Raw genomic sequence first — 23,055 nt, forward strand, 5'->3', positions numbered from 1 at the left:
GCGCGATACCTGCTTTACTGACGGCTCGCCACAGGCAGGCCGCCCGGACCAGAGGGGAAATGGCGTAATGGCAACGGTAGACCGCTGGCTGCTGCCAGATGGCATCGAGGAAGTACTGCCACCTGAGGCTGCGCGCATCGAGATCGCGCGTCGCCAGGTGTTGGACCTGTTCCAGAGTTGGGGCTACGAACTGGTCGTCACCCCGCATATCGAGTACCTGGAGTCGCTGTTGACCGGCGCCGGCCAGGACCTGGATCAGCGCACCTTCAAGGTGGTCGACCCGCAGTCCGGTCGCCTGATGGGCTTCCGTGCCGACTTCACCCCGCAGGTGGCGCGTATCGACGCCCACACCTTGCGCCGTGAAGGCCCGAGCCGCCTGTGCTATGCCGGCAGCGTGCTGCATGCCCAGCCGCGTGCTCTGTCCACCTCGCGCAGCCCGATCCAGCTCGGTGCCGAGTTGTACGGCGATGCCAGCCCCACCAGCGATGTCGAAGTCATCAGCCTGATGCTCGCCACGCTGCAACTGACGGATGTCGCGGACGTGCACATGGACCTCGGCCATGTCGGCATCTACCGTGGCCTGGCGCGTGCCGCGGGCCTGTCGGGCGCGGTCGAGCAGCAGCTGTTCGACGCCCTGCAGCGCAAGTCGGTCGACGAAGTGCAGGCACTGACCGCCGACCTGCCGAAAGACCTGGGCAACATGCTGCGCGCCCTGGTCGAGCTGTGCGGTGGCCGTGAAGTGCTGGCCGAAGCCCGCGTGCGCCTGGGCCGTGCCCCGGCCAGCGTGCTGGCGGCGCTGGACGACCTGCTGGCGATCGCCGATCGCCTGGCGTCGCGCTACCCAGACCTGCCGTTGTACTTCGACCTCGGCGAGCTGCGTGGCTACCACTACCACACCGGTGTGGTGTTCGCCGTGTTCGTGCCGGGCGAAGGTCAATCGATCGCCCAGGGCGGCCGTTATGACGATATCGGCGCTGATTTCGGCCGGGCACGCCCGGCCACTGGATTCTCCACGGATTTGAAGACCCTGGTCACACTGGGGCGAGCGGAGGTCGTATTGCCAACTGGCGGCATCTGGATGCCCGACAGTGGTGACGCGGCCCTCTGGCAGCAGGTCTGCCAGTTGCGCAGCGAGGGCCAGCGTGTGGTTCAGGCTTTGCCTGGCCAGCCGTTGAGTGCTGCTCTCGAGGCGGATTGTGATCGGCAATTGATTCAGCAAGACGGGCGCTGGCAGGTACTGCCGCTGACCCATTGAGTTTCTGCGTCGGCAAAAGGCCGGCAACCAAGTTTGCGTGAATGAGGACCAATGTAATGGGTAAGAATGTCGTCGTCCTGGGCACCCAATGGGGTGATGAGGGCAAAGGCAAGATCGTCGATCTGCTGACCGAACATGCTGCCGCCGTAGTGCGCTACCAGGGTGGCCACAACGCGGGCCACACCCTGGTGATCAACGGTGAAAAAACCGTTCTGCACCTGATTCCGTCCGGCATCCTGCGTGAAGGCGTTCAGTGCCTGATCGGCAACGGCGTGGTCGTTGCTCCAGATGCCCTGATGCGTGAAATCACCAAGCTGGAAGAGAAGGGCGTACCGGTGCGTGAGCGCCTGCGCATCAGCCCGGCTGCTCCGCTGATCCTGTCGTACCACGTGGCCCTGGACCAGGCCCGCGAGAAAGCCCGTGGCGAAGCCAAGATCGGCACCACCGGCCGTGGTATCGGCCCAGCGTACGAAGACAAAGTCGCACGCCGCGGCCTGCGCGTTGGCGACCTGTTCCACCGTGAGCGTTTCGCTGCCAAGCTCGGTGAGCTGCTGGACTACCATAACTTCCAGCTGGTGAACTATTACAAAGAGCCGGCCATCGACTTCCAGCAGACCCTGGACGAGTGCATGGCCTACGCCGAGCAGCTCAAGCCGATGATGCTCGACGTCACCGCCGAGCTGCATAACCTGCGTCGCGCCGGCAAGGACATCATGTTCGAAGGTGCCCAGGGCTCGCTGCTGGACATCGACCACGGTACCTACCCGTACGTCACCAGCTCCAACACCACTGCCGGCGGTATCTCCACCGGTTCCGGCGTTGGCCCGATGTACCTGGACTACATCCTGGGTATCACCAAGGCCTACACCACGCGCGTAGGTTCCGGCCCGTTCCCGACCGAACTGTTCGATGAAACCGGCGCTACCCTGGCCAAGCGTGGCCACGAGTTCGGTTCGACCACCGGCCGTGCCCGTCGTTGCGGCTGGTTCGATGCCGTCATCCTGCGTCGCGCCATCGACGTCAACAGCATCTCGGGCATCTGCCTGACCAAGCTGGACGTACTGGACGGCCTGGAAACCATCAACATCTGCGTTGGCTACAAGAACGAGAACGGTGCTGTCATCGACGCCCCTTCCGACGCCGACAGCTACATCGGCCTGGAGCCGGTGTACGAAGAGATGCCAGGCTGGAGCGAGTCGACCTTGGGTGCCAAGACCCTGGAAGCGCTGCCAGAAGCTGCTCGCGCTTACATCAAGCGCATCGAGGAGCTGGTCGGCGCGCCGATCGACATCATCTCCACCGGCCCGGACCGCAACGAGACCATCGTGCTGCGTCATCCGTTCGCCTGATCCGCTTTTACGGCTGATCTGACGCCGCGGTCCCGAAAGGGGCCGCGGCGTTTTCATTTGTAGGCCTGCACCGGCCTCTTCGCGGGTAAACCCGCTCCCACCAGATCTCTACTGCCTTCAGGTTCAGTGCCGCCCTGTGGGAGCGGGTTTACCCGCGAAGAGGCCGGCACAAGCAAACACTCTGCTAGACCTTGGCACATATCCCTGCTGTTCCCGGCATAACCCTTGCTGTAAGAAGTTTCTGTAGATGCCATCAAAATAGTGGCGCCAGAAAACACGAGGGTTACACCGTGTCTGCCATCCTCTCACTGTTACGAAGCCGCCTTTTGCGGCCTGTGTTTGTTGCCCTTGGTATCGCTCTTTTGGTGCAGGTGCTGGTTGCCGTTGCGCTGACCCGAAGCACGGTCACCGCCCTGGAGGCCGATCTGGGCGAGCGCTTGGGCAATGACAGCCGCAAGCTGGCCAGCGAGCTGGAGCAAGCTGGGCAGGACGTGCGTTCGGGGCTCGATAGCCTGTCCAGCAGCACCCGTCAGCGCCTGAGCGCAGGGTTGTCGACACGCCTGCAAAACGAGCAGCAGCAACTGCGCACCACGCTGGAAAAGAACCTCAAGGATTCTGCCAACGACATGGCCGAACTGCTGGCCTCGGTCGCCCCGCGGGCTATCTGGGACAACGATGTGCCGGTGCTCTCTGACTTCGCCCGTCGCGCTCAGCGCAACCCCAACGTGCTGTTCGTGGTCTACGACGACGCCCAGGGCCAGCACCTGACCCGCTACCTCAACCGGCAAAACCCGATCAACCAGGCGTTGATGGAAAAGGGGCAGGGCGAGCGGGCGCTGGACAAGGTGATCGATGCGGCTCGCCGCGACCCGGCGGTGTATTTTGTCGAAGCGTCGATCAACCCCAATGGTGCGGAGATCGGCAAGGTGTTGATGGGCGTTTCCACGGCTGGCGTCGATCAGGAGCTCGCGGCCCTTGACCAGCGCTTCGCCGCCTTGATCGCCAGTGGTGAGCAGCTGGTGGGTGACAGCCTCGGGGCCGCCGCCGCCGACAGCGGCAAGACCCTGCGCGAACGCCTGGAGACTGCCCAGAGCAGTGCCACCGCGATGCAGGCCAATACCGCGCAGACGGTGCGTGAAGCTGCTGCCGAGCTGCGCTGGCGTATTGGTCTAGGCCTGGTGTTGGTCGGCCTTGGCGTGTTGCTGGTAGTCGCGGTGGTGCTTGGTCGACGGGTGCTCAGCAAGCTGCGCCTGTTGATCACCGCCCTGAACGACCTGGCTGCCGGTGAGGGTGACCTGACCAAACGCGTGACCCTCGACAGTCGCGACGAGATTGGTGACATGGCCTCGGCGGTTAACCGTTTCGTCGACAAGTTGCAGCCCATCGTCCGCGAGGCCGGTGAGGTGGCGCAGCGTACGGGTGTCGAGATTGGCGCCATGGCCCAGCGCAATGCCGGTGCCGACGCCGCTGCTGCGCTGCAGCGCGATGAAGTGGCCGCCAGCCTGCGTGACCTGTCGAGCATGGCCGACGAAGCCCAAGCCGAGAGCCATGCCATGCAGTCCGCCTTGCAGCAGGTGGTGGATATTCGCCAGGCCACGGATGAGAACAGCCGGACTTCGACCCAGCTCGCCGGCCTGATCGAAAGCTTGGCAGGGCAGGTGGAGACCGGCTCGCATGTAATCGAACGGCTGGCCAAGCAGAGTGAGCAGATCGAGGTGGTGCTGACAGTGATCCACGGCATTGCCGAGCAGACCAACCTGCTGGCATTGAATGCGGCCATCGAGGCGGCGCGTGCTGGCGAGACGGGGCGCGGCTTTGCCGTCGTGGCTGATGAGGTGCGCGCGTTGGCGAGCAAGACGCAAAGCTCTACCGGGGATATCCAGGCGCATATTGCTGCGCTGCAGAAAGGCGCCAAAGAAGCTGTGGCCACCATCAGCCAGGCAGGGCTCAAGGCCAGCGAAGGGTTGTTGGTGTTGCGCGAGAACGAGCGCCGCCAGCAGTCGGTGCAGGCGGCGGTCGAGCAAGTGCATGCAGCGATTGGGCTGGCTACCCGCGCGGCCGAGCAGCAAGCGCACGGTGCGCAAGCGGTGCGCGGCCGGGTGGAGACCATTCACGCCCAGGCCGAACGCTCGGCTGAAGTGGTGATGCAGACCACGGCCAGCAGCAAGGTACTGGATGACCTGGCAGCGCAACTGCGGGCCAGCCTGGGGCAGTTCAGGGCGTAACGCCCCCCTTTTGAGGGGGCGCTCCTACAAAGCTCACGCCTTGTTGAGGTACATCCGTGTGGTCAGCAGGTACACCGGCAATCCCGATACCACGATCAGCAGTGCCGCGTAAGGCGCTGCCGCCGCGAACTCGACGTTGGCGGTGTGCGCCCAGACCTCAGTGGCCAGGGTGGTCATGCCGGTCGGGCTCAGCAGCAGTGTGGCGGTCAGCTCTTTCATGGCATCGAGGAACACCAGGGCGAAGGCCGCGGCCAGGGCCGGGAAGATGATCGGCAAGGTTACCCGGCAGAACGCTGTGAAGCTACTCGCGCCCAGGGTGCGGGCAGCCTCTTCGAGCGTTGGCGAAGCCTTGTTCAAGGCGGTGCGTACCGGCGCCTGGGCCAGCGGCAGGAATAGCAGTGCGTAGGCCAGCAGCAACAGGGCAGTGGTCTGGTACATCGCAGGCACGTAGTGCAACGCGAAGAACACCAGCGTCAGCGCGATCACCAGGCCCGGCAGGGCATGCAGCAGGTACGGCAGGCGTTCAGCCCAGATCGCCAGGCGGCCCTTGTAGCGCACCACCAGGAAGCTGATCGGCAATGCCAGCAACACACAGAACCCTGCGCCGCCAAGCGACACCGACAACGACGTGAGCAGCGCCTTGGAGATGTCGGCGACCGGGAACGCCGCCGACGAGCCAACACTCAGCCAGTAACCGAGCATGGCCAGCGGAATGCCGCTGCCCAGCACCGCCAGGCCCACGCAGAACAGCTGCGCCAAGGGCGCCCAGCCGCGCAAGCGCACAGGCTGTGCGCGGCGCGCAACGCCTTGGCCGATACGAACGTGGCGGGCTTTGCCTCGCACGCGCAGTTCCAGCCACAACATGATCATGCACAGCGCCAGCAGCACGGCCGAGAGCATGGCCGCGTTGGCGTTGCTGAATTCCAGTTCGAACTGCTGGTAGATCGCCGTGGTGAAGGTTTGCAGGCCGAGGATCGACAGAGCACCAAACTCCACCAGCATGTGCAGGGCAATCAGCAGCGCGCCGCCCAGCATCGAGGGCCACAGCAACGGCAGGGTCACCTTGATGAACACGCCCCAACGGCTGCATCCCAGCGTACGCGCTGACTCTTCAAGCGAGGTGTCGACGTTGCGCAGGGTGGCTGCCACCGGCAGGAACACCAGCGGATACTTGGACAAGGCCATGACCAGAATGGCCCCGCCGAGGCCTTCGAAGTCCGAGCTCAGCGACACCCAGGTGAAGCTGCTGACGAATGACGGCACCGCAAACGGCAGGCACAGCACCACGCCCCACAGGCGACGCCCCGCCAGGTTGCTGCGTTCGAGCAGCCAGGCCAGGGCCAGGCCGACCACCATGCACACCAGCGTCACCCCGAACATCAGCATCAGAGTGTTGCGCATCAGGCCCCAAACGAATGGGCGCCACAGCAGGTGCAGGGCTTCTCGCCAGCCTGCTTCCCAGGCTTTGAGGGCGACATACGCCAGTGGCAGCAAACTCATCGCCACCAGGAACAGCACAGGCAGCACCACCCAGATCGAGGGGCGCTTGCGGCGCGGCACGAAACGTACCGGCGCCGGCTCGGACAGGGCGGCAGTCATCAGAGCAGACCGACCTCACGTTCAAGTTCCAGGGCTTCTTCGGCATTGCCAAGGTCGGCTGGGGAGATCTTCGGTGGGCGCAGGTCTTCGAAAGGTTTTAGGCCACGGTCAGAAACCATGCCCTTGTGCAGCGGATACTCGGCGGTGGTCTGGGTGATCACACGCTGGCCTTCTTCGCTGGCCATCCAGTTGAGCAGGGCCTGGGCTTCTTTCGGGTGCTTGCTGGCCTTGACCGCGGCGGCGCCGGAGATGGTCACCAGGCCACCGGCATCGCCGTCGGCCAGGTAATACAGCTTGGAGTCCAGCTTGCCGCGCTCACGCTCCAGGGCATACCAGTAGTAGTTGTTCACCAGCACGGCGGCGACTTCGCCTTTTTCCACAGCCTTCAGGGCGACCATGTTGTTGGTGTAGGTCTTGCCGAAAGCCTTCAGGCCGGTCAGCCACTCTTCGGCCGCATCACGCCCGTGCATCTTGAGGATGGCTACAGCCTGTTCCTGGAAGGCGCCACTGGTCGGCACGAAACCGACACGGCCATCCCATTCAGGGTCGGCGAAGTCCATGACCGATTGCGGCAGGTCTTTCTCGTCGATTTTCTTCGGGTTGAACACTACCACGCGGGTGCGCGCGGTGACGCCCATCCACGTGCCGTTGGCGGCTACGTATTCCTTGGGCAGCATGTTCAAGGTGGCGTCGTCGATTTTCGCCAGCAAGCCCAGCTCACCCAGGTTGTTCAGGGGTGGCGACTCTTCGGTATAGATGATGTCGGCCGGCGAGCGCTCGCCTTCTTCGATGATCTGGCTGGCCAGCTGATTACTGCTGCCCTTGCGGATGTTGATGTGAATGCCAGTCTTGGCCTCGTAGGCCTTGGCGATGGCCTCGCCGATTTCCTTGTGCTGGCCGTTGTACATGGTCAGTGTGACCGGGGCGTCTGCCATGGCGGCCGGGGCGCCGATCACCAGGCTCAATACAGCGGCGGCCAGGGTGCGCATCAGCGGTTGCGGACGGATCGTCATGCGGGTACTTCCTCGCTTACGGCTACATATTTGGAAACAATGGTAAACGAAATCGTTTCTCAAGTGGCCGTGTGACAAGAAATTCATGGGCAGACCATCGTCGGGCAGCTGAATTTGTTGGCCGGAGGGGAGGGCGCAACGGGGGGCAAAAAACGCAGGCAAGAAAAAACCCACTAGCAAGCTAGTGGGTTTTTATATGGTGCCCAGGAGAAGACTCGAACTTCCACGACCGTTAAGTCACTGATACCTGAAACCAGCGCGTCTACCAATTCCGCCACCTGGGCAAAGCTTTACATCAGCTGATGAAGGCGACTATCGTTCGCTTTCACACAGTAGTAATAGATCCTTGGTCATCTATTACTTGATAATACTTGGTGCCCAGGAGAAGACTCGAACTTCCACGACCGTTAAGTCACTGATACCTGAAACCAGCGCGTCTACCAATTCCGCCACCTGGGCACACATTTCGTCGAGGTCACATGATGCTTTACATCGCGTTTCATCTCAACTACAACGTCGTCTGTCCGTCGTTGTGGTGCGCACTATACGGACGGTCCTGAGGGCTGTAAACCCCCTGATCAAAAAAAATTTCAAAATTTTCAACTTGTTGATTCTTCAGCCCTATTACACCTTCCTCGGCTCATCGCCGGGGGGCTGTCCAAGGCTGTCATTTCCGGTTTCAATACGCCTATGCCAGAATTCCTATCTATATACCCCAAGGTGAACCCCTTCTGATGGCCGATTGGCAATCCCTCGATCCCGAGGCCGCTCGCGAAGCGGAAAAATACGACAACCCTATCCCCAGCCGTGAGCTGATCCTCCAGCGTCTTGCCGATCGTGGCGAGCCGGCCGCCCGCGAGGAGCTGGCGGCAGAATTCGGTCTGTACGAGGAAGACCAGATTGAAGCCCTGCGCCGCCGCCTGCGTGCCATGGAGCGCGACGGCCAGCTTATCTATACCCGGCGTGGCACCTATGCCCCGGTAGACAAGCTGGACCTTATCTGTGGCCGCATTTCCGGCCACCGCGACGGTTTTGGCTTCCTCATCCCTGATGACAAGAGCGACGACCTGTTCCTCAGCCCTTCGCAGATGCGCCTGGTATTCGATGGCGACCGCGCCCTGGCGCGTGTATCCGGCACCGACCGCCGTGGCCGCCGTGAAGGTGTATTGGTAGAAGTCATCTCCCGCGCGCATGAAAGCGTGGTCGGGCGTTACTTCGAAGAGGGCGGTATCGGCTACGTGACGCCGGACAACCCGAAGATCCAGCAAGAAGTGCTGGTGACCGCCGGTCGCAATGGCGGCGCCAAGATTGGCCAGTTCGTCGAGATCAAGATCACGCACTGGCCCACCCCGCGCTTCCAGCCGCAAGGCGATGTGATCGAAGTGATCGGCAACTACATGGCGCCGGGCATGGAAATCGACGTTGCCCTGCGCAGCTACGACATCCCGCACGTCTGGCCCGATGACGTGGTCAAGGAAGCGCGCAAGTTCCGCTCCGAAGTGGAAGAGAAGGACAAGGAAAAGCGCATCGACCTGCGCCACCTGCCTTTCGTCACCATCGACGGCGAAGATGCCCGCGACTTCGACGATGCGGTGTATTGCGAGCCGCTGGGCAAGCTGCGCCTGTTCTCCGGTGGCTGGCGCCTGTACGTGGCGATTGCCGACGTTTCCAGCTACGTGCGCCTGGGTTCTGCCCTGGACGTCGAAGCCCAGCAGCGTGGCAACTCGGTGTACTTCCCCGAGCGCGTGGTGCCGATGCTCCCCGAAGAGCTGTCCAACGGCCTGTGCTCGCTGAACCCGCACGTCGATCGCCTGGCCATGGTCTGCGAAATGACCATCAACAAAGCCGGCCAGATGGTCGACTACCAGTTCTACGAAGGCGTGATCCACTCCCATGCCCGCCTGACCTACAACAAGGTCAGCAGCATGCTCGAGCATGCCCGCACCCGTGAAGGGAAGGCGCTGCGCGAGGAGTACAAGGAAGTCCTGCCGGACCTGAAGAGCCTCTACGCGCTCTACAAGGTGCTGCTGGACGCGCGTCACACCCGCGGTGCGATCGACTTCGAGACCCAAGAAACCCGCATCATCTTTGGCGATCAACGTAAGATCGCCGAGATCCGCCCGACCGTGCGCAACGATGCCCACAAGCTGATCGAGGAATGCATGCTGGCGGCCAACGTGGCCACCGCCGAGTTCCTGCAAAAGCACGGCGTGCCCGCCCTGTACCGCGTGCACGATGGCCCGCCGCCGGAGCGCCTGGAAAAACTGCGCGCCTTCCTCGGTGAACTGGGCTTGTCGCTGCACAAAGGCAAGGACCCGTCGCCGAAGGATTACCAGGCCCTGCTGGCGAGCATTTCCGAGCGCCCAGACTTCCACCTGATCCAGACTGTGATGCTGCGCTCGCTGAGCCAGGCGGTGTACAGCACCGACAACAACGGCCACTTCGGCCTGAATTACGAGGCTTACACCCACTTCACCTCGCCGATTCGTCGTTACCCGGACCTGCTGGTGCACCGTGCCATCCGCAGCATCATCCGTTCCAAGGTGGATACCCCGCACGTCAAGCGTGCTGGCGCCATGAGCATTCCCAAGGCGCGCATCTACCCGTACGACGAGAACACCCTCGAGCAGCTCGGCGAGCAGTGCTCGATGACCGAACGCCGTGCCGACGAGGCGACGCGCGATGTGGTCAACTGGCTCAAGTGCGAGTTCATGAAGGACCGTGTGGGCGAGACCTTCCCGGGTGTGATTACCGCGGTGACCGGTTTCGGCTTGTTCGTCGAGCTGACGGACATCTACGTAGAAGGCCTGGTGCACGTCAGTGCGCTGCCGGGCGACTACTACCACTTTGACCCGGTTCATCATCGCCTGTCCGGCGAGCGTACCGGGCGCAGCTTCCGCTTGGGCGACACGATCGAAGTCAAGGTCATGCGCGTTGACCTGGACGAGCGCAAGATCGACTTCGAAGTCTCCGAGAAGACCCTCAGCGGGCCGATCGGTCGCAAGCAGCGCGGCGCCGCGGCGTCCGCAGACGGCAGGCCCGAGCAGCCGCAACCGGCCACCGAGGCGAAAGCCACACCCAAGCCGCGCAGCCGCAAGAGCGAGGCGTCCGAGGCCTACTTCCCTAAAGATGCCGTGCAGCGCAACGCTGAAGTGCGCAAGAGCCGCGAGATGAAGAAGGCGTTGATGACCGACGCTCGCAGCAGTGCCGGCAGCAAGTCGGAGAAGGGTGGCAAGCCATCCGGCAAGCCGACCAAGCATCGCAAAGGCCCGCCGAAGTCCGGTGCGCCCCGCAAGAGCAAGAGCAAGTCATGAGTCAGCTGGAAAAGATCTACGGCGTACACGCCGTGCAGGCGTTGTTGCAGCACCACCCCAAGCGGGTCAAGCAGGTCTGGCTGTCGGAAGGGCGCAGTGAGCCGCGCCTGCAGAAGCTGCTGGAGCTGGCCGCAGAAAACCGCGTAGCGGTCGGCCAGGCCGAGCGCCGCGAGCTGGATGCCTGGGTTGAAGGTGTGCACCAGGGTGTGGTCGCCGAGGTCAGCCCGAGCCAGGTGTGGGGTGAGTTGATGCTCGAGGAGTTGCTCGAGCGCACCGAAACGCCACCGCTGATCCTGGTCCTGGACGGCGTCACCGACCCGCACAACCTCGGCGCCTGCCTGCGCACCGCTGATGCCGCCGGTGCCACGGCGGTGGTGGTGCCCAAGGACAAGTCAGCGACCCTGACGCCGGTGGTGCGCAAGGTGGCCTGCGGCGCTGCGGAAGTGATTCCGTTGGTGGCCGTGACCAACCTGGCGCGCACGCTTGAAAAGCTTCAGCAGCGTGGCCTGTGGGTGGTCGGCACGGCCGGTGAGGCCGAGCAGGAAATCTACCAACAGGACCTGACCGGGCCGCTGGTGATGATCATGGGGGCAGAAGGCAAAGGCATGCGCCGCCTGACCCGTGAGCATTGCGATTTCCTGGTCAAGTTGCCGATGGGCGGTAGCGTCAGCAGCCTGAACGTTTCGGTGGCGACCGGCGTTTGCTTGTTCGAGGCCGTGCGCCAGCGTCAAGCCAAGCGCTGATTCATACCTGCGCGGGCCTGTTCGCGGGGCAAGCCCGCTCCCACAGGGTTCGGTGAGATCCCTGTAGGAGCGGGTTTACCCGCGAAGCGGCCAGTGCAGGCTAAAGTGTTTCGGGCTGTTCAAATAATCGCCAATTACCTTGCTTGTCCGCCCCGCCTTCTCTACAATTGCGCCCCTTGCCGAGCTGGCAGGCGCTCATGTGCCTCCCCTCCATGGCAAGACATACAGTGTCATTCACTCCTTGTCTGACCAGCGTTCTGGCAGACTACTAACCCGTAAGGAGCATTCATGCGTCATTACGAAATCATCTTTCTGGTTCACCCGGACCAGAGCGAGCAAGTCGGCGGCATGGTTGAGCGTTACACCAAGCTGATCGAAGAAGATGGTGGCAAAATCCACCGCCTGGAAGACTGGGGCCGTCGTCAACTGGCCTACGCAATCAACAATGTTCACAAGGCTCACTACGTGATGCTGAACGTTGAGTGCACCGGCAAGGCCCTGGCCGAGCTGGAAGACAACTTCCGCTACAACGATGCCGTGATCCGTAACCTGGTCATCCGTCGCGACGAAGCCGTAACCGGTCAGTCCGAGATGCTGAAGGCAGAAGAGAACCGCAGCGAGCGCCGTGAGCGTCGTGAGCGTCCTGAGCATGCTGACTCCGCCGAAGGCGATGACAGCAATGACAGCGACTCCAGCGATAACGCTGACGAGTAATCCACGGACCTTTTGAGGAGCCTATTACATGGCACGTTTCTTCCGTCGTCGTAAATTCTGCCGCTTCACTGCTGAAGACGTGAAAGAGATCGACTTCAAAGATCTCAACACCCTGAAAGCTTACGTATCCGAAACCGGCAAGATCGTTCCAAGCCGTATCACCGGTACCAAAGCTCGTTATCAGCGTCAGCTGGCTACCGCTATCAAGCGCGCCCGCTTCCTGGCCCTGCTGCCCTACACCGACAGCCACGGCCGCTGAGACCGGGTCGTCGACAAGCAGTAAGGGATAAGCATGCGAGCGTTAGCTGATTTCATCATGCGCGGTCGTGTGCAGGCCACCCTGGTGGTGGTCATCAGTGCAGTGTTACCGCTGTTGTTCTGGTTGAGTGCCGCTGCCGGAAGCCTCGTGCTTCTGCGGCGCGGGTTCAAGGATGCTTCAACGGTCATCGCGTTTGGGCTTTTGCCCGCGGTGGCCATCTGGGCCTTTGGCGACCCCAGTACCTTGCTGGTGCTGTTGGGGACGCTGGGGCTGGCCGCCTTGTTGCGTGCCGGGCATTCCTGGAGCCGGGTGTTGATGTTCAGTGTTGTGTTGGGGCTGGTTTACAGCCTCATCCTGGACACGGTACTGCGTGAAACCTTCGAGGTGTTGGCCAAGGCGCTTGTACAAGCCCTGCCACAAATCGAAGGCAAGCCGGTGATCCCCGGTGAGCTGATCGGCCCTGTGCTGGTCGCTTCAACGGCGGTGATGCTGCAGCTGTTCAGCGTGCTGGCTTTGATGCTGGCGCGTTATTGGCAGGCTGCGTTGTACAACCCTGGAGGCTTCGGTCGCGAGTTTCGCGCCTTGAAGTTGCCGCGGGTAGCCATGCTGGCTTTGGTGGCCATGATGGTGCTGGGTCCGTTCATCGGGCCGCAGTTCATCGTCCTGGCCTCTGCGTCCAGCCTGGTGCTCGTCCTGGCCGGCATCGCCTTGATGCATGGGCTGGTGGCACAGGGCCGATTGGCCGGTTTCTGGCTGGTAGGCATGTACGTGACGCTGCCGCTGATCATGCAGCTGATTTATCCGTTGCTCGTGGTTTTGGCCATTGTCGACAGCCTGATTGATTTTCGCGGTCGCAAGTCCCCTGAGGGGAATGACTCCGCGAACGGTGAAGGTTAAAAGTTAAGAGGTTTTACCAAATGGAACTGATCCTGCTGGAAAAAGTCGCTAACCTGGGCAACCTGGGCGACAAAGTAAAAGTTAAGGCTGGTTACGGCCGTAACTTCCTGCTGCCATTCGGCAAGGCCACCGTTGCCAACGCCGCCAACTTGGCTGCGTTCGAAGAGCGTCGCGCCGAGCTGGAAAAAGCAGCTGCTGACCGTAAATCGTCGGCTGAAAGCCGCGCTGCCCAACTGGCTGAGCTGGAAGTGACCATCACTGCCACCGCTGGCGACGAAGGCAAGCTGTTCGGTTCGATCGGCACCCACGACATCGCTGACGCCCTGACCGCCTCCGGCGTTGAAGTGGCCAAAGCTGAAGTTCGTCTGCCGAACGGCACCATCCGTCAGGTTGGCGAATACGACGTAGCCGTGCACCTGCACAGCGACGTTGAAGCCACCGTACGTGTGGTCGTCGTAGCTGCCTAAGCTGCGCTGACTGGCTGGCCGCACGCGGCCCAGCCGGTTAACATCGGGCACGGTCCTGTCTTTCACAGGCCGTGCCCTTTGTCTTTTTCGTCCCCCAGAATTTATTCGTGGCCATGAACGAGATCACCACCTCCGAACAGCTTGACCTGCAAACCGCATCCCTGAAGGTGCCGCCGCATTCCATCGAGGCCGAACAGGCTGTGCTCGGTGGCCTGATGCTGGACAACAACGCCTGGGAGCGGGTACTGGATCAGGTGTCGGATGGCGATTTCTATCGGCATGACCACCGCCTGATCTTCCGCGCCATCCACAAGCTGGTCGACCTGAACCATCCGTTCGATGTGGTCACGTTGCACGAGCAGTTGGACAAGGAGGGCGTGTCGTCGCAAGTCGGCGGCCTGGCCTACCTGGCGGAGTTGGCCAAGAACACCCCGTCGGTGGCCAACATCAAGGCCTACGCCGCGATAATTCGCGAGCGGGCCACGTTGCGTCAGCTGATCAGCATCAGCACCGACATCGCCGACAACGCGTTCAACCCGCAAGGGCGCAACGCCGAAGAAATCCTCGACGACGCCGAACGGCAGATCTTCCAGATCGCCGAGGCCCGGCCGAAGACCGGTGGCCCGGTAGGGGTCAACGAGCTGTTGACCAAGGCCATCGACCGGATCGACACGCTGTTCAACTCCGACAGCGATATCACCGGTATCTCCACCGGGTATACCGACCTGGACGAGAAGACCAGTGGCTTGCAGGCAGCCGACCTGATCATCGTCGCCGGCCGTCCATCGATGGGTAAGACCACCTTCGCCATGAACCTGGTGGAAAACGCCGTGCTGCGCAGCGACAAGGCGGTGCTGGTGTTCTCCCTCGAGATGCCAGGCGAATCGCTGATCATGCGTATGCTCTCGTCCCTCGGCCGCATCGACCAGACCAAGGTCCGTTCCGGCCAGCTGGACGACGACGACTGGCCGCGCCTGACCTCGGCGGTCAACCTGCTCAACGACCGCAAGCTGTTCATCGACGATACCGCCGGCATCAGCCCGTCGGAAATGCGTGCGCGCACCCGCCGCCTGGCGCGTGAGCACGGTGAAATTGGCATGATCATGGTCGACTACCTGCAGCTGATGCAGATCCCGGGTTCTGCCGGTGACAACCGGACCAACGAGATTTCCGAGATCTCCCGCTCGCTCAAGGCCCTGGCCAAGGAATTCAACTGCCCGGTCATTGCCCTGTCGCAGTTGAACCGCTCCCTGGAGCAGCGGCCGAACAAGCGCCCGGTGAACTCCGACTTGCGTGAATCGGGTGCAATCGAGCAGGACGCCGACGTGATCATGTTCGTCTACCGCGACGAGGTGTATCACCCGGAAACCGAGCACAAGGGCATTGCCGAGATCATCATCGGTAAACAGCGTAACGGCCCCATCGGCTTCATCCGCCTGGCCTTCATCGGCAAGTACACCCGCTTCGAGAACCTCGCGCCGGGTATGTACAACTTCGACGACGACGAATAAACGCAGGGTTTGCGTATTGCAGATGAATCCGACCTCTGCCGTCGGATTTGATCAAAATTTGTGCTATATTCCGCGCCCGCGATTTCCCTGAACACCAGAACCGGTCACTGACATGCAAGCAGCCAAACCACTCTACGACTATCCCAAGTACTGGGCCGAATGCTTCGGGCCAGCACCGTTCCTGCCCATGAGCAGGGAGGAGATGGATCAGCTCGGCTGGGATTCCTGCGACATCATCATCGTGACCGGGGACGCCTACGTCGACCACGCGTCGTTCGGCATGGCCATCATCGGCCGTCTGCTGGAAGCCCAGGGCTTCCGCGTGGGCATCATCGCCCAGCCAAACTGGCAGTCCAAAGACGACTTCATGAAGCTGGGCGAGCCGAACCTGTTCTTCGGCGTCGCGGCCGGCAACATGGATTCGATGATCAACCGCTACACCGCGGACAAGAAGATCCGTTCCGACGACGCCTACACCCCAGGCGGCATGGCCGGCAAGCGCCCGGACCGCGCCAGCCTGGTGTACAGCCAGCGTTGCAAGGAAGCCTACAAGCACGTGCCGATCGTGCTCGGTGGCATCGAGGCCTCGCTGCGCCGCATCGCCCATTATGACTACTGGCAGGACAAGGTCCGCCATTCGATCCTGATCGACGCCAGCGCCGACATCCTGCTGTACGGCAACGCCGAGCGGGCCATTGTCGAAGTCGCCCAGCGCCTGTCCCAGGGTGAGAGCATCGAACACATCACCGACGTGCGCGGCACCGCGTTCGTGCGCCGTGACACGCCGCAGGGCTGGTTCGAGATCGACTCCACCCGCATCGACCGCCCTGGCCGCGTCGACAAGATCATCAACCCCTACGTCAACACCCAAGACACCCAGGCGTGTGCCATCGAGCAAGCCAAAGGTGACGTGGAAGACCCGAACGAAGCCAAAGTGGTGCAGATTCTCGACAGCCCGGGCATGACCCGCGACAAGTCGGTGATCCGCCTGCCGTCGTTCGAGAAGGTGCGTAACGACCCGGTGCTGTATGCCCACGCCAACCGCGTGCTGCACCTGGAAACCAACCCAGGCAACGCCCGCGCCCTGGTGCAGAAGCACGGCGAAGTGGACGTGTGGTTCAACCCGCCACCCATCCCCATGACCACCGAAGAAATGGACTACGTGTTCGGCATGCCTTACGCACGTATTCCGCACCCGGCCTATGGCAAAGAGCGCATCCCGGCGTACGAGATGATCCGCTTCTCGGTGAACATCATGCGTGGCTGCTTCGGTGGCTGCACCTTCTGCTCGATCACCGAGCACGAAGGGCGGATCATCCAGAACCGCTCCCACGAATCGATCCTGCACGAGATCGAGGAAATGCGTGACAAGGTGCCGGGCTTCACTGGCGTGGTTTCCGACCTTGGCGGCCCGACCGCCAACATGTACCGCATCGCCTGCAAGAGCCACGAGATCGAGAAGCACTGCCGCAAGCCGTCGTGCGTGTTCCCGGGTATCTGTGAAAACCTCAACACCGACCACAGCTCGTTGATCGAGTTGTACCGCAAGGCGCGTGCCTTGCCGGGTGTGAAGAAGATCCTGATCGCCTCGGGCCTGCGTTACGACCTGGCGGTCGAGTCGCCGGAGTACGTCAAGGAGCTGGTTACCCACCACGTTGGCGGCTACCTGAAGATTGCCCCGGAGCACACCGAGCGTGGCCCGCTGGACAAGATGATGAAACCGGGCATCGGCACCTATGACCGCTTCAAGCGCATGTTCGAGAAGTTCTCGAAAGAGGCGGGCAAGGAGCAGTACCTGATCCCGTACTTCATCGCCGCGCACCCAGGCACCACCGACGAAGACATGATGAACCTGGCCCTGTGGCTCAAGGGCAACGGCTTCCGCGCTGACCAGGTGCAGGCCTTCTACCCGTCGCCCATGGCGTCGGCCACGGCCATGTACCACTCGGGCAAGAACCCGCTGCGCAAGGTGACCTACAAGAGCGAAGGCGTAGAGATCGTCAAGAGCGAGGAGCAGCGCCGTCTGCACAAGGCGTTTTTGCGTTATCACGATCCGAAGGGCTGGCCGATGCTGCGTGAGGCGCTGGAGCGCATGGGCCGTGCCGATTTGATCGGGCCAGGCAAGCACCAGCTGATTCCGCTGCACCAGCCGCAGTCCGACAGCTACCAGAGCGCCCGCCGCAAGAACTCGACGCCGGCTGGCAGCCACAAGGTGGCCAAGGAGCAGAAGATCCTGACCCAGCACACCGGCCTGCCACCGCGTGGCAGCGATGGCAGCAAGCCGTGGGACAAGCGTGAGAAGGCCAAGGCCGAGGCATTTGCCCGCAACCAGCAGGCGGCCAAGGAGCGCAAGGAAGCGGCCAAGGGTGGCGGCAAGGGTAAGAAGCCGCGTCAGCCCGTTATTCCGCGCTGAGGCTTGAAGGGGGCCGCTTTGCGGCCCATCGCAGGCAAGCCAGCTCCTACAGGTACAGCGCAGGCCTTGAATGCTGCATGGTATCTGTAGGCGCTGGCTTGCCTGCGATGGGCTGCAAAGCAGCCCCTTTCATTTCAATCCGGCTGCTTGTCGACCCACTTCGGCGCTACCGGCGCGACGAATTCACTCATCCCATCCAGCAATGCATCCGCCTGCTGCCCCAGCAGCAACATCGCCCGATGCTGCGGCCGCACGAAACCTTCCTCGACGATATGGTCAAGGAACCCGCCCAGCTTTTCATAAAAGCCATTCACATCGAGCAGGCCCAGCGGCTTGGCGTGATAGCCCAGTTGCCCCCAGGTCCACACCTCGAACAACTCCTCCAGCGTACCCAGCCCACCCGGCAGCGCAATGAAGGCATCGCTGAGTTCGGCCATGCGCGCCTTGCGCGCGTGCATGCCATCGACCACCTCCAGGCGGCTCAGGCCCTTGTGGCCCACCTCGGCGTCCAGCAGGCTTTGCGGGATGATCCCGACCACTTCGCCGCCCGCAGCCATGGCAGCATCGGCCACGATGCCCATCAAGCCGACAGCGCCGCCACCATAAACCAGGGTCAGGCCGCGCCGGGCAATGGCCTGGCCAAGTGCGACGGCCGCGTCACGGTAAGCAGGGTTGGCGCCGATGCTGGCGCCGCAGAAGACACACACGGAACGTACAAGCATTGCTCATCTCCAATCATTCAGAATGACAGGGTACGGCGCATGCCTGGCCGTTCCAAGGCCGGTGTCATTCCGGCCGGGAGAATTCGCAGACAGCACCCGTGGCACCCTGGGCATAGGCGGCAAGCAGGCTGTTCATGAAGCTGGAAATGCGCATTTGGTATTGCTCCTAAATGAGAGGTTGTCCCATCCTCCAATAAAAGGGCATGATGTGCCCTTAGATTGGTTGTATACAATCCATTGAACAATTCTACTGGCTGGCCACTTGACACCCCCTTGACCCATATCAGAAAGGGGCTGAACGGTTTCAGGCAGTCTCGCAATTGATAAAACCCTGCCAAGGAGATTCATGATGTTTGCGAAAGCTGTAGCGGTATCCCTGCTGACCCTCGCCAGCGCCTCTGTCTTCGCAGCCGAATGCTCGGTGACTGTCGAATCGACGGACCAGATGTCCTATACCACCAAGGAATTCACCGTCGACAAGAGCTGCAAGGAGTTCACCGTCAAACTGACCCACTCCGGCAACCTGCCGAAGAACGTCATGGGCCATAACCTGGTGATCAGCAAGACGGCTGACATGCAGGGTATTGCCACTGAAGGCATGAGCCAGGGCATCGAGAAGGGCTACCTGAAAGAAGACAACGCCAACATCATCGCCCACACCGCGATGATCGGTGCGCCGGAGAAAGAAACCGAAGTGAAGTTCGACACGTCCAAGCTTGAAGCCGGTGGCGACTACAGCTTCTTCTGCACCTTCCCGGGCCACATCTCGATGATGAAGGGCAAGGTTGTCGTCAAGTAATTGAGTAAGGGGAGGGCTTTGCCCTCCATTCGCAGCACAAGGCTGCTCCTACAGGGGAATGCAAGCGTCTGTAGGAGCAGCCTTGTGCTGCGAATGGGCCGCAAAGCGGCCCCAGGCCCTCAAGGCGCGAACGGCAGTTCGCGCTTGTGCTGGGTCTTGCGGTAGGTCGCAACGATGATGTCGAACGCTGCCTGATCAACCGGCTGCCCCTGCAGGAACGCATCGATCTGCTCATACGTCACGCCATGTGACGCCTCGTCCGGCTTGCCCGGCTCAAGGTCTTCCAGGTCGGCTGTCGGTACCTTCTCCACCAGCGATTCCGGCGCACCAAAGCGGCGCGCAATGGCCCGTACCTGGTTTTTCACCAGCCCGCTCAGCGGGGCCAGGTCGCAGGCACCATCACCAAACTTGGTAAAGAAGCCCATCACCGCTTCGGCGGCATGGTCAGTGCCGATCACCAGGCCTGCACGGGCGCCGGCGATGGTGTATTGGGCGACCATGCGGGTACGCGCCTTGACGTTGCCGACAACGAAGTCCACCAGCGTCGGCGAGCCGTTTTTCAGTTCCACCACCTCAGCTGCCAACGCTTTCACTGCCGGTGCAATGTCGACGGTGTGCACTTCATCGGCCTTGATCACGTCAAGGCACGCTTGGGCGTCATGCTCGTCATGCTGCACCTGATAGGGCAAGCGCACGGCAATGAAGGTGTAGGCATTATCACCGGTTTCGGCACGCAGCTCGTTGATCGCGCGCTGCGCAAGCAGGGCAGCGGTCAGTGAGTCGACACCGCCACTGATGCCCAATACCAGCGTCTTGAGCCGGGCATTGGCCAGGCAATCCTTGATGAACGCCACGCGCCGAGCCACTTCGTTGCCGAGCGCGGCGGCATCGGCGAACGGTGGCTGCACCTTGAGCGCTTGGGCAATCTCTCGCTGAACGGCTTGCATGGGTTACTCCTTGCTGGGGATTTTGAAAACGTGGCGCATGTAGGCAACGAAGTTCTCGTCGCGGCACTGGGTCTTGGCCGCCTCGTCAGAGATTTTCGCCACCGGCGAGCCATTGCAGTCGGTCATTTTAAGCACGATGTTCATCGGCGCCACACCCGGTATGTCGCAGGTCAGGTTGGTGCCGATGCCGAAACTGACGTTGATGCGGCCGCGCAGGGCACGGAAAATTTCCAGCGAACGGGTCAGGTTGAGGCCGTCGGAAAACACCAGGGTCTTGGTCATCGGGTCGATACCCAGCTTCTGGTAATGGACAATGGCCTTTTCCGCCCAGGCCACTGGCTCGCCCGAATCGTGGCGCAGGCCGTCGAACAGCTTGGCGAAGTACAAATCGAAATCGCCGAGGAAGGCGTCCATGGTGATGCAGTCGGTCAGGGCGATGCCCAGCAGGCCGCGGTACTCGCGTACCCAGCAGTCCAGCGCGGCGCTCTGGCTGTCGATCAAGCGCGGGCCGAGCTGTTGGTGAGCCATGATCCATTCGTGGGCCATGGTGCCCAGCGGCTTGATATCCAGTTTCCATGCCAGGTCGACGTTGCTGGTGCCCACGAAACGGGCCGGGAAGTCATCACGCAGCACCCGTACCACCTCTTCCTGAACACGGCTGGAAAACCGCCGGCGGGTGCCGAAATCGGCCACTTGCAGGTCGGCCAGCTCATCGTCACTGGCATGCGCGCGCAGCCAGTCGAACTTGCGGTACAGCTGGTCGCGGGCTTCGGCCAGGCGCATGTGCGGGTGCAGGTGGCGGTTGCGCACTTCGCTGATGATGGCCAACAAGGGCACTTCAAACAGGATCACGTGCAGCCAGGGACCACGCAGGCGTAGAAACAGTTGATCGTTTTCGATGCCGATGCGCACGTAACGCAGGTTGAAGCGGAACAGGCGCAGAAACCGCAGGAAGTCTGGCTTGAGAAAACTGATACGTTCCAGAAAGCCCAGTTGGCCTTCATCCAGGGTCAGGTCGCTGAGCAGTTCGAGCTGGTTGCGGATCTCGCCGAGGTAAGGGCGCAGGTCTTCGCCGTTGCGGCAGCGAAACTCCCATTCCACGTCGGCGTCCGGGTAGTTGTGCAGCACACCCTGCATCATGGTGAGTTTGTAGAAGTCGGTGTCGAGCAGGTTGTGCACGATGCGCTCGGCGAATGCGCTCTCGCTCATCAAGGGTGGCTCCGGAAGCGGCGAATGGCGGCCATTGTGCCAGCCTTTTGCATTTTCATGTTTCTGTCGCGGCCCATTCGCGGGCAAGCCCGCTCCCATCTAGCCGGCATAACGGCCAAAACAGAGGTGTTTTTCCGTGCACCCGCTAGCCTTGAAACAGTGCTGCCTGTAGCAGTCGCGCACCAGCGGTGTGCACTTCGGTGACGTCGGCTGTTACAGGGCGGTTGCACGTAAACACTTGCCAGGGTTGCAATGATGGCACTCCACGGTTGCTCCTTGTCTGTACGTGTGGTGGCGCCTGCCGCGTGGCAGACGGTTGCACGCTCAATAAAGAAAAGGCCGTCGGTCGCCTGCCAGCCACCCTTGCTGTGTGATTTCCCGGAATACAAAACCAATGGCACGGCCCTTGCTCTGAGCACAGGGTTGAGAAGTTGTAGTGCCAACCAAAAAAAACTCTAGGAGCACCACCTCATGTCGCAGACGTTTTACAAGAAAGGTTTCCTGGCTCTGGCCGTCGCTACGGCACTGGGTATTTCTTCGTATGTTCAGGCCGACATCAAGATCGGCGTCGCAGGCCCGATGACCGGTGCCAACGCAGCGTTTGGCGAGCAGTACATGAAAGGTGCCCAGGCGGCAGCCGACAAGATCAACGCCGAAGGTGGGGTCAACGGCGAGAAGATCGTCCTGGTGAAAGGCGATGACGCCTGCGAACCGAAGCAAGCCGTGGCCGTGGCCAACCGCCTGGCCGATCAGGACAAGGTGATCGGCGTGGTCGGTCACTTCTGTTCCTCTAACACCATTCCGGCATCCGAGGTGTATGACGAAGCGGGCATCATTGCCATTACCCCGGGGTCGACCAACCCAGCAGTGACCGAGCGCGGCCTTTCCGCCATGTTCCGCATGTGTGGCCGTGACGACCAGCAGGGCATCGTTGCCGGTGACTACATCGTCGATGTGCTCAAAGGCAAGAAGGTGGCCGTGCTGCACGACAAGGACACCTACGGTCAAGGCCTGGCCGATGCCACCAAGGCGCAGCTCGAGAAGCGTGGCGTGAAACCTGTGCTGTACGAAGGCCTGACCCGCGGCGAGAAAGACTTTAGCGCCGTGGTTACCAAGATCCGCGCCACCGGCGCCGACGTGGTCTATTTCGGTGGCCTGCACCCAGAGGCCGGCCCACTGGTACGCCAGCTGCGTGAGCAAGGCCTGAAAGACGTCAAGTTCATGTCCGATGACGGCATCGTCACCGACGAACTGGTGTCCACGGCGGGTGGCGCACAATACGTCGATGGCGTGTACATGACCTTCGGCGCCGACCCGCGCCTGCTGCCGGACAGCAAGGCCGTGGTGGAAGAGTTCCGCAAGAGCGGTACCGAGCCTGAAGGCTACACCCTGTACGCCTATGCCTCGTTGCAGGCGCTTGCCGCCGCGTTCAACGGTGCCAAGTCGAACAAAGGCGAAGACGCCGCCAAATGGCTCAAGGCCAACCCGGTCAAGACCGTCATGGGCGAGAAGAAGTGGGACAGCAAGGGCGACCTGACCGTCTCCGACTACGTGGTCTACCAGTGGGACAAAGACGGTAAATACCACCAGCTGGAAAAACAAAAATAATAACGGCTACC

The 23,055-nt window shown here is 61.8% G+C and carries 18 protein-coding genes, 2 tRNA genes and 1 pseudogene; 14 read left to right on the plus strand and 7 right to left on the minus strand.

Going from position 1 to position 23,055, the window contains the following annotated elements; translation table 11 throughout:
• Nucleotides 1-67 precede the first annotated feature (67 nt).
• From GIB19_RS01490 to GIB19_RS28330, 4 genes and pseudogenes are all read left to right on the plus strand, one after another.
• A complete protein-coding gene (locus GIB19_RS01490; protein WP_027592534.1) occupies nt 68-1,255 on the plus strand; it encodes an ATP phosphoribosyltransferase regulatory subunit in 1,188 nt (395 codons plus the stop codon).
• A gap of 56 nt (nt 1,256-1,311) precedes the next feature.
• Nucleotides 1,312-2,604 carry an adenylosuccinate synthase gene (locus GIB19_RS01495; RefSeq protein WP_027592535.1) on the plus strand — a complete coding sequence of 431 codons (1,293 nt, stop codon included), beginning with the start codon at nt 1,312-1,314 and terminating at the stop codon, nt 2,602-2,604.
• 1,106 nt (nt 2,605-3,710) lie between these two features.
• Nucleotides 3,711-3,923: pseudogene (locus GIB19_RS28325) on the plus strand (methyl-accepting chemotaxis protein); the annotation flags it as partial.
• A 201-nt stretch (nt 3,924-4,124) separates the two neighbouring features.
• Nucleotides 4,125-4,829 carry a methyl-accepting chemotaxis protein gene (locus tag GIB19_RS28330; protein ID WP_371097102.1) on the plus strand — a complete coding sequence of 235 codons (705 nt, stop codon included), beginning with the start codon at nt 4,125-4,127 and terminating at the stop codon, nt 4,827-4,829.
• A 33-nt stretch (nt 4,830-4,862) separates the two neighbouring features.
• Here the strand turns inward: GIB19_RS28330 and GIB19_RS01505 are convergent, their stop codons facing one another.
• From GIB19_RS01505 to GIB19_RS01520, 4 genes are all read right to left on the minus strand, one after another.
• A complete protein-coding gene (locus tag GIB19_RS01505; RefSeq protein WP_274883021.1) occupies nt 4,863-6,428 on the minus strand; it encodes an ABC transporter permease in 1,566 nt (521 codons plus the stop codon).
• Nucleotides 6,428-7,441 (minus strand): extracellular solute-binding protein, encoded by a 1,014-nt coding sequence (locus GIB19_RS01510; protein ID WP_085272310.1) that lies wholly within the window; start codon nt 7,439-7,441, stop codon nt 6,428-6,430. The genes GIB19_RS01505 and GIB19_RS01510 overlap by 1 nt, the downstream gene beginning before the upstream one ends.
• A gap of 197 nt (nt 7,442-7,638) precedes the next feature.
• Nucleotides 7,639-7,725, minus strand: a tRNA-Leu gene (locus GIB19_RS01515).
• 88 nt (nt 7,726-7,813) lie between these two features.
• Nucleotides 7,814-7,900: transfer RNA gene (locus GIB19_RS01520), tRNA-Leu, on the minus strand.
• Nucleotides 7,901-8,175: 275 nt separating this feature from the next.
• Between GIB19_RS01520 and rnr the strand changes: the two genes are divergently transcribed.
• The 8 genes from rnr to GIB19_RS01560 all read left to right on the plus strand — a co-directional run bounded on the left by rnr (nt 8,176) and on the right by GIB19_RS01560 (nt 17,759).
• Nucleotides 8,176-10,755, plus strand: a complete 2,580-nt coding sequence (rnr, locus tag GIB19_RS01525) for a ribonuclease R (protein ID WP_274883024.1) — start codon at nt 8,176-8,178, stop codon at nt 10,753-10,755.
• Nucleotides 10,752-11,498 carry a 23S rRNA (guanosine(2251)-2'-O)-methyltransferase RlmB gene (rlmB, locus tag GIB19_RS01530; RefSeq protein WP_027592540.1) on the plus strand — a complete coding sequence of 249 codons (747 nt, stop codon included), beginning with the start codon at nt 10,752-10,754 and terminating at the stop codon, nt 11,496-11,498. Before rnr ends, rlmB begins: the two co-directional genes overlap by 4 nt.
• A 288-nt stretch (nt 11,499-11,786) precedes the next feature.
• Nucleotides 11,787-12,212, plus strand: coding sequence for a 30S ribosomal protein S6 (rpsF, locus tag GIB19_RS01535; RefSeq protein ID WP_003249557.1), 426 nt, complete (start codon nt 11,787-11,789; stop codon nt 12,210-12,212).
• 28 nt (nt 12,213-12,240) lie between these two features.
• A complete protein-coding gene (gene rpsR, locus GIB19_RS01540) occupies nt 12,241-12,471 on the plus strand; it encodes a 30S ribosomal protein S18 (protein WP_003249563.1) in 231 nt (76 codons plus the stop codon).
• A 33-nt stretch (nt 12,472-12,504) separates the two neighbouring features.
• Nucleotides 12,505-13,368 (plus strand): hypothetical protein, encoded by an 864-nt coding sequence (locus GIB19_RS01545; RefSeq protein ID WP_027592541.1) that lies wholly within the window; start codon nt 12,505-12,507, stop codon nt 13,366-13,368.
• A 20-nt stretch (nt 13,369-13,388) separates the two neighbouring features.
• Nucleotides 13,389-13,835, plus strand: coding sequence for a 50S ribosomal protein L9 (gene rplI / locus GIB19_RS01550; RefSeq protein WP_012316464.1), 447 nt, complete (start codon nt 13,389-13,391; stop codon nt 13,833-13,835).
• 113 nt (nt 13,836-13,948) lie between these two features.
• Nucleotides 13,949-15,346 (plus strand): replicative DNA helicase, encoded by a 1,398-nt coding sequence (gene dnaB / locus GIB19_RS01555; protein ID WP_027592542.1) that lies wholly within the window; start codon nt 13,949-13,951, stop codon nt 15,344-15,346.
• Between the two features lie 112 nt (nt 15,347-15,458).
• Nucleotides 15,459-17,759 carry a YgiQ family radical SAM protein gene (locus GIB19_RS01560; protein WP_099430576.1) on the plus strand — a complete coding sequence of 767 codons (2,301 nt, stop codon included), beginning with the start codon at nt 15,459-15,461 and terminating at the stop codon, nt 17,757-17,759.
• Nucleotides 17,760-17,893: 134 nt separating this feature from the next.
• Here GIB19_RS01560 and GIB19_RS01565 read toward each other — a convergent pair whose 3' ends face one another.
• On the minus strand, nt 17,894-18,481 hold the full coding sequence (locus GIB19_RS01565; protein ID WP_274883034.1) for an LOG family protein: 588 nt from the start codon (nt 18,479-18,481) through the stop codon (nt 17,894-17,896).
• Nucleotides 18,482-18,830: 349 nt separating this feature from the next.
• On the opposite strand from GIB19_RS01565, the gene azu reads away from it, so the two are divergent.
• Entirely contained in the window at nt 18,831-19,280 is a 450-nt protein-coding gene (gene azu / locus GIB19_RS01570; RefSeq protein ID WP_043198099.1) for an azurin, read from the plus strand.
• Nucleotides 19,281-19,399: 119 nt separating this feature from the next.
• On the opposite strand, the gene nadE is transcribed toward azu, so the two are convergent.
• Nucleotides 19,400-20,227 carry an ammonia-dependent NAD(+) synthetase gene (gene nadE / locus GIB19_RS01575; protein WP_274883035.1) on the minus strand — a complete coding sequence of 276 codons (828 nt, stop codon included), beginning with the start codon at nt 20,225-20,227 and terminating at the stop codon, nt 19,400-19,402.
• Between the two features lie 3 nt (nt 20,228-20,230).
• Entirely contained in the window at nt 20,231-21,436 is a 1,206-nt protein-coding gene (gene pncB / locus GIB19_RS01580; RefSeq protein WP_085272316.1) for a nicotinate phosphoribosyltransferase, read from the minus strand.
• Between the two features lie 471 nt (nt 21,437-21,907).
• Here pncB and GIB19_RS01585 point away from each other — a divergent pair, with 471 nt between their 5' ends.
• Entirely contained in the window at nt 21,908-23,044 is a 1,137-nt protein-coding gene (locus tag GIB19_RS01585; protein WP_265970192.1) for a branched-chain amino acid ABC transporter substrate-binding protein, read from the plus strand.
• Nucleotides 23,045-23,055: the final 11 nt, after the last annotated feature.

The sequence above is a fragment of the Pseudomonas sp. ITEM 17296 genome (assembly GCF_028895205.1).
Taxonomy (GTDB): Bacteria; Pseudomonadota; Gammaproteobacteria; order Pseudomonadales; family Pseudomonadaceae; genus Aquipseudomonas; species Aquipseudomonas kermanshahensis.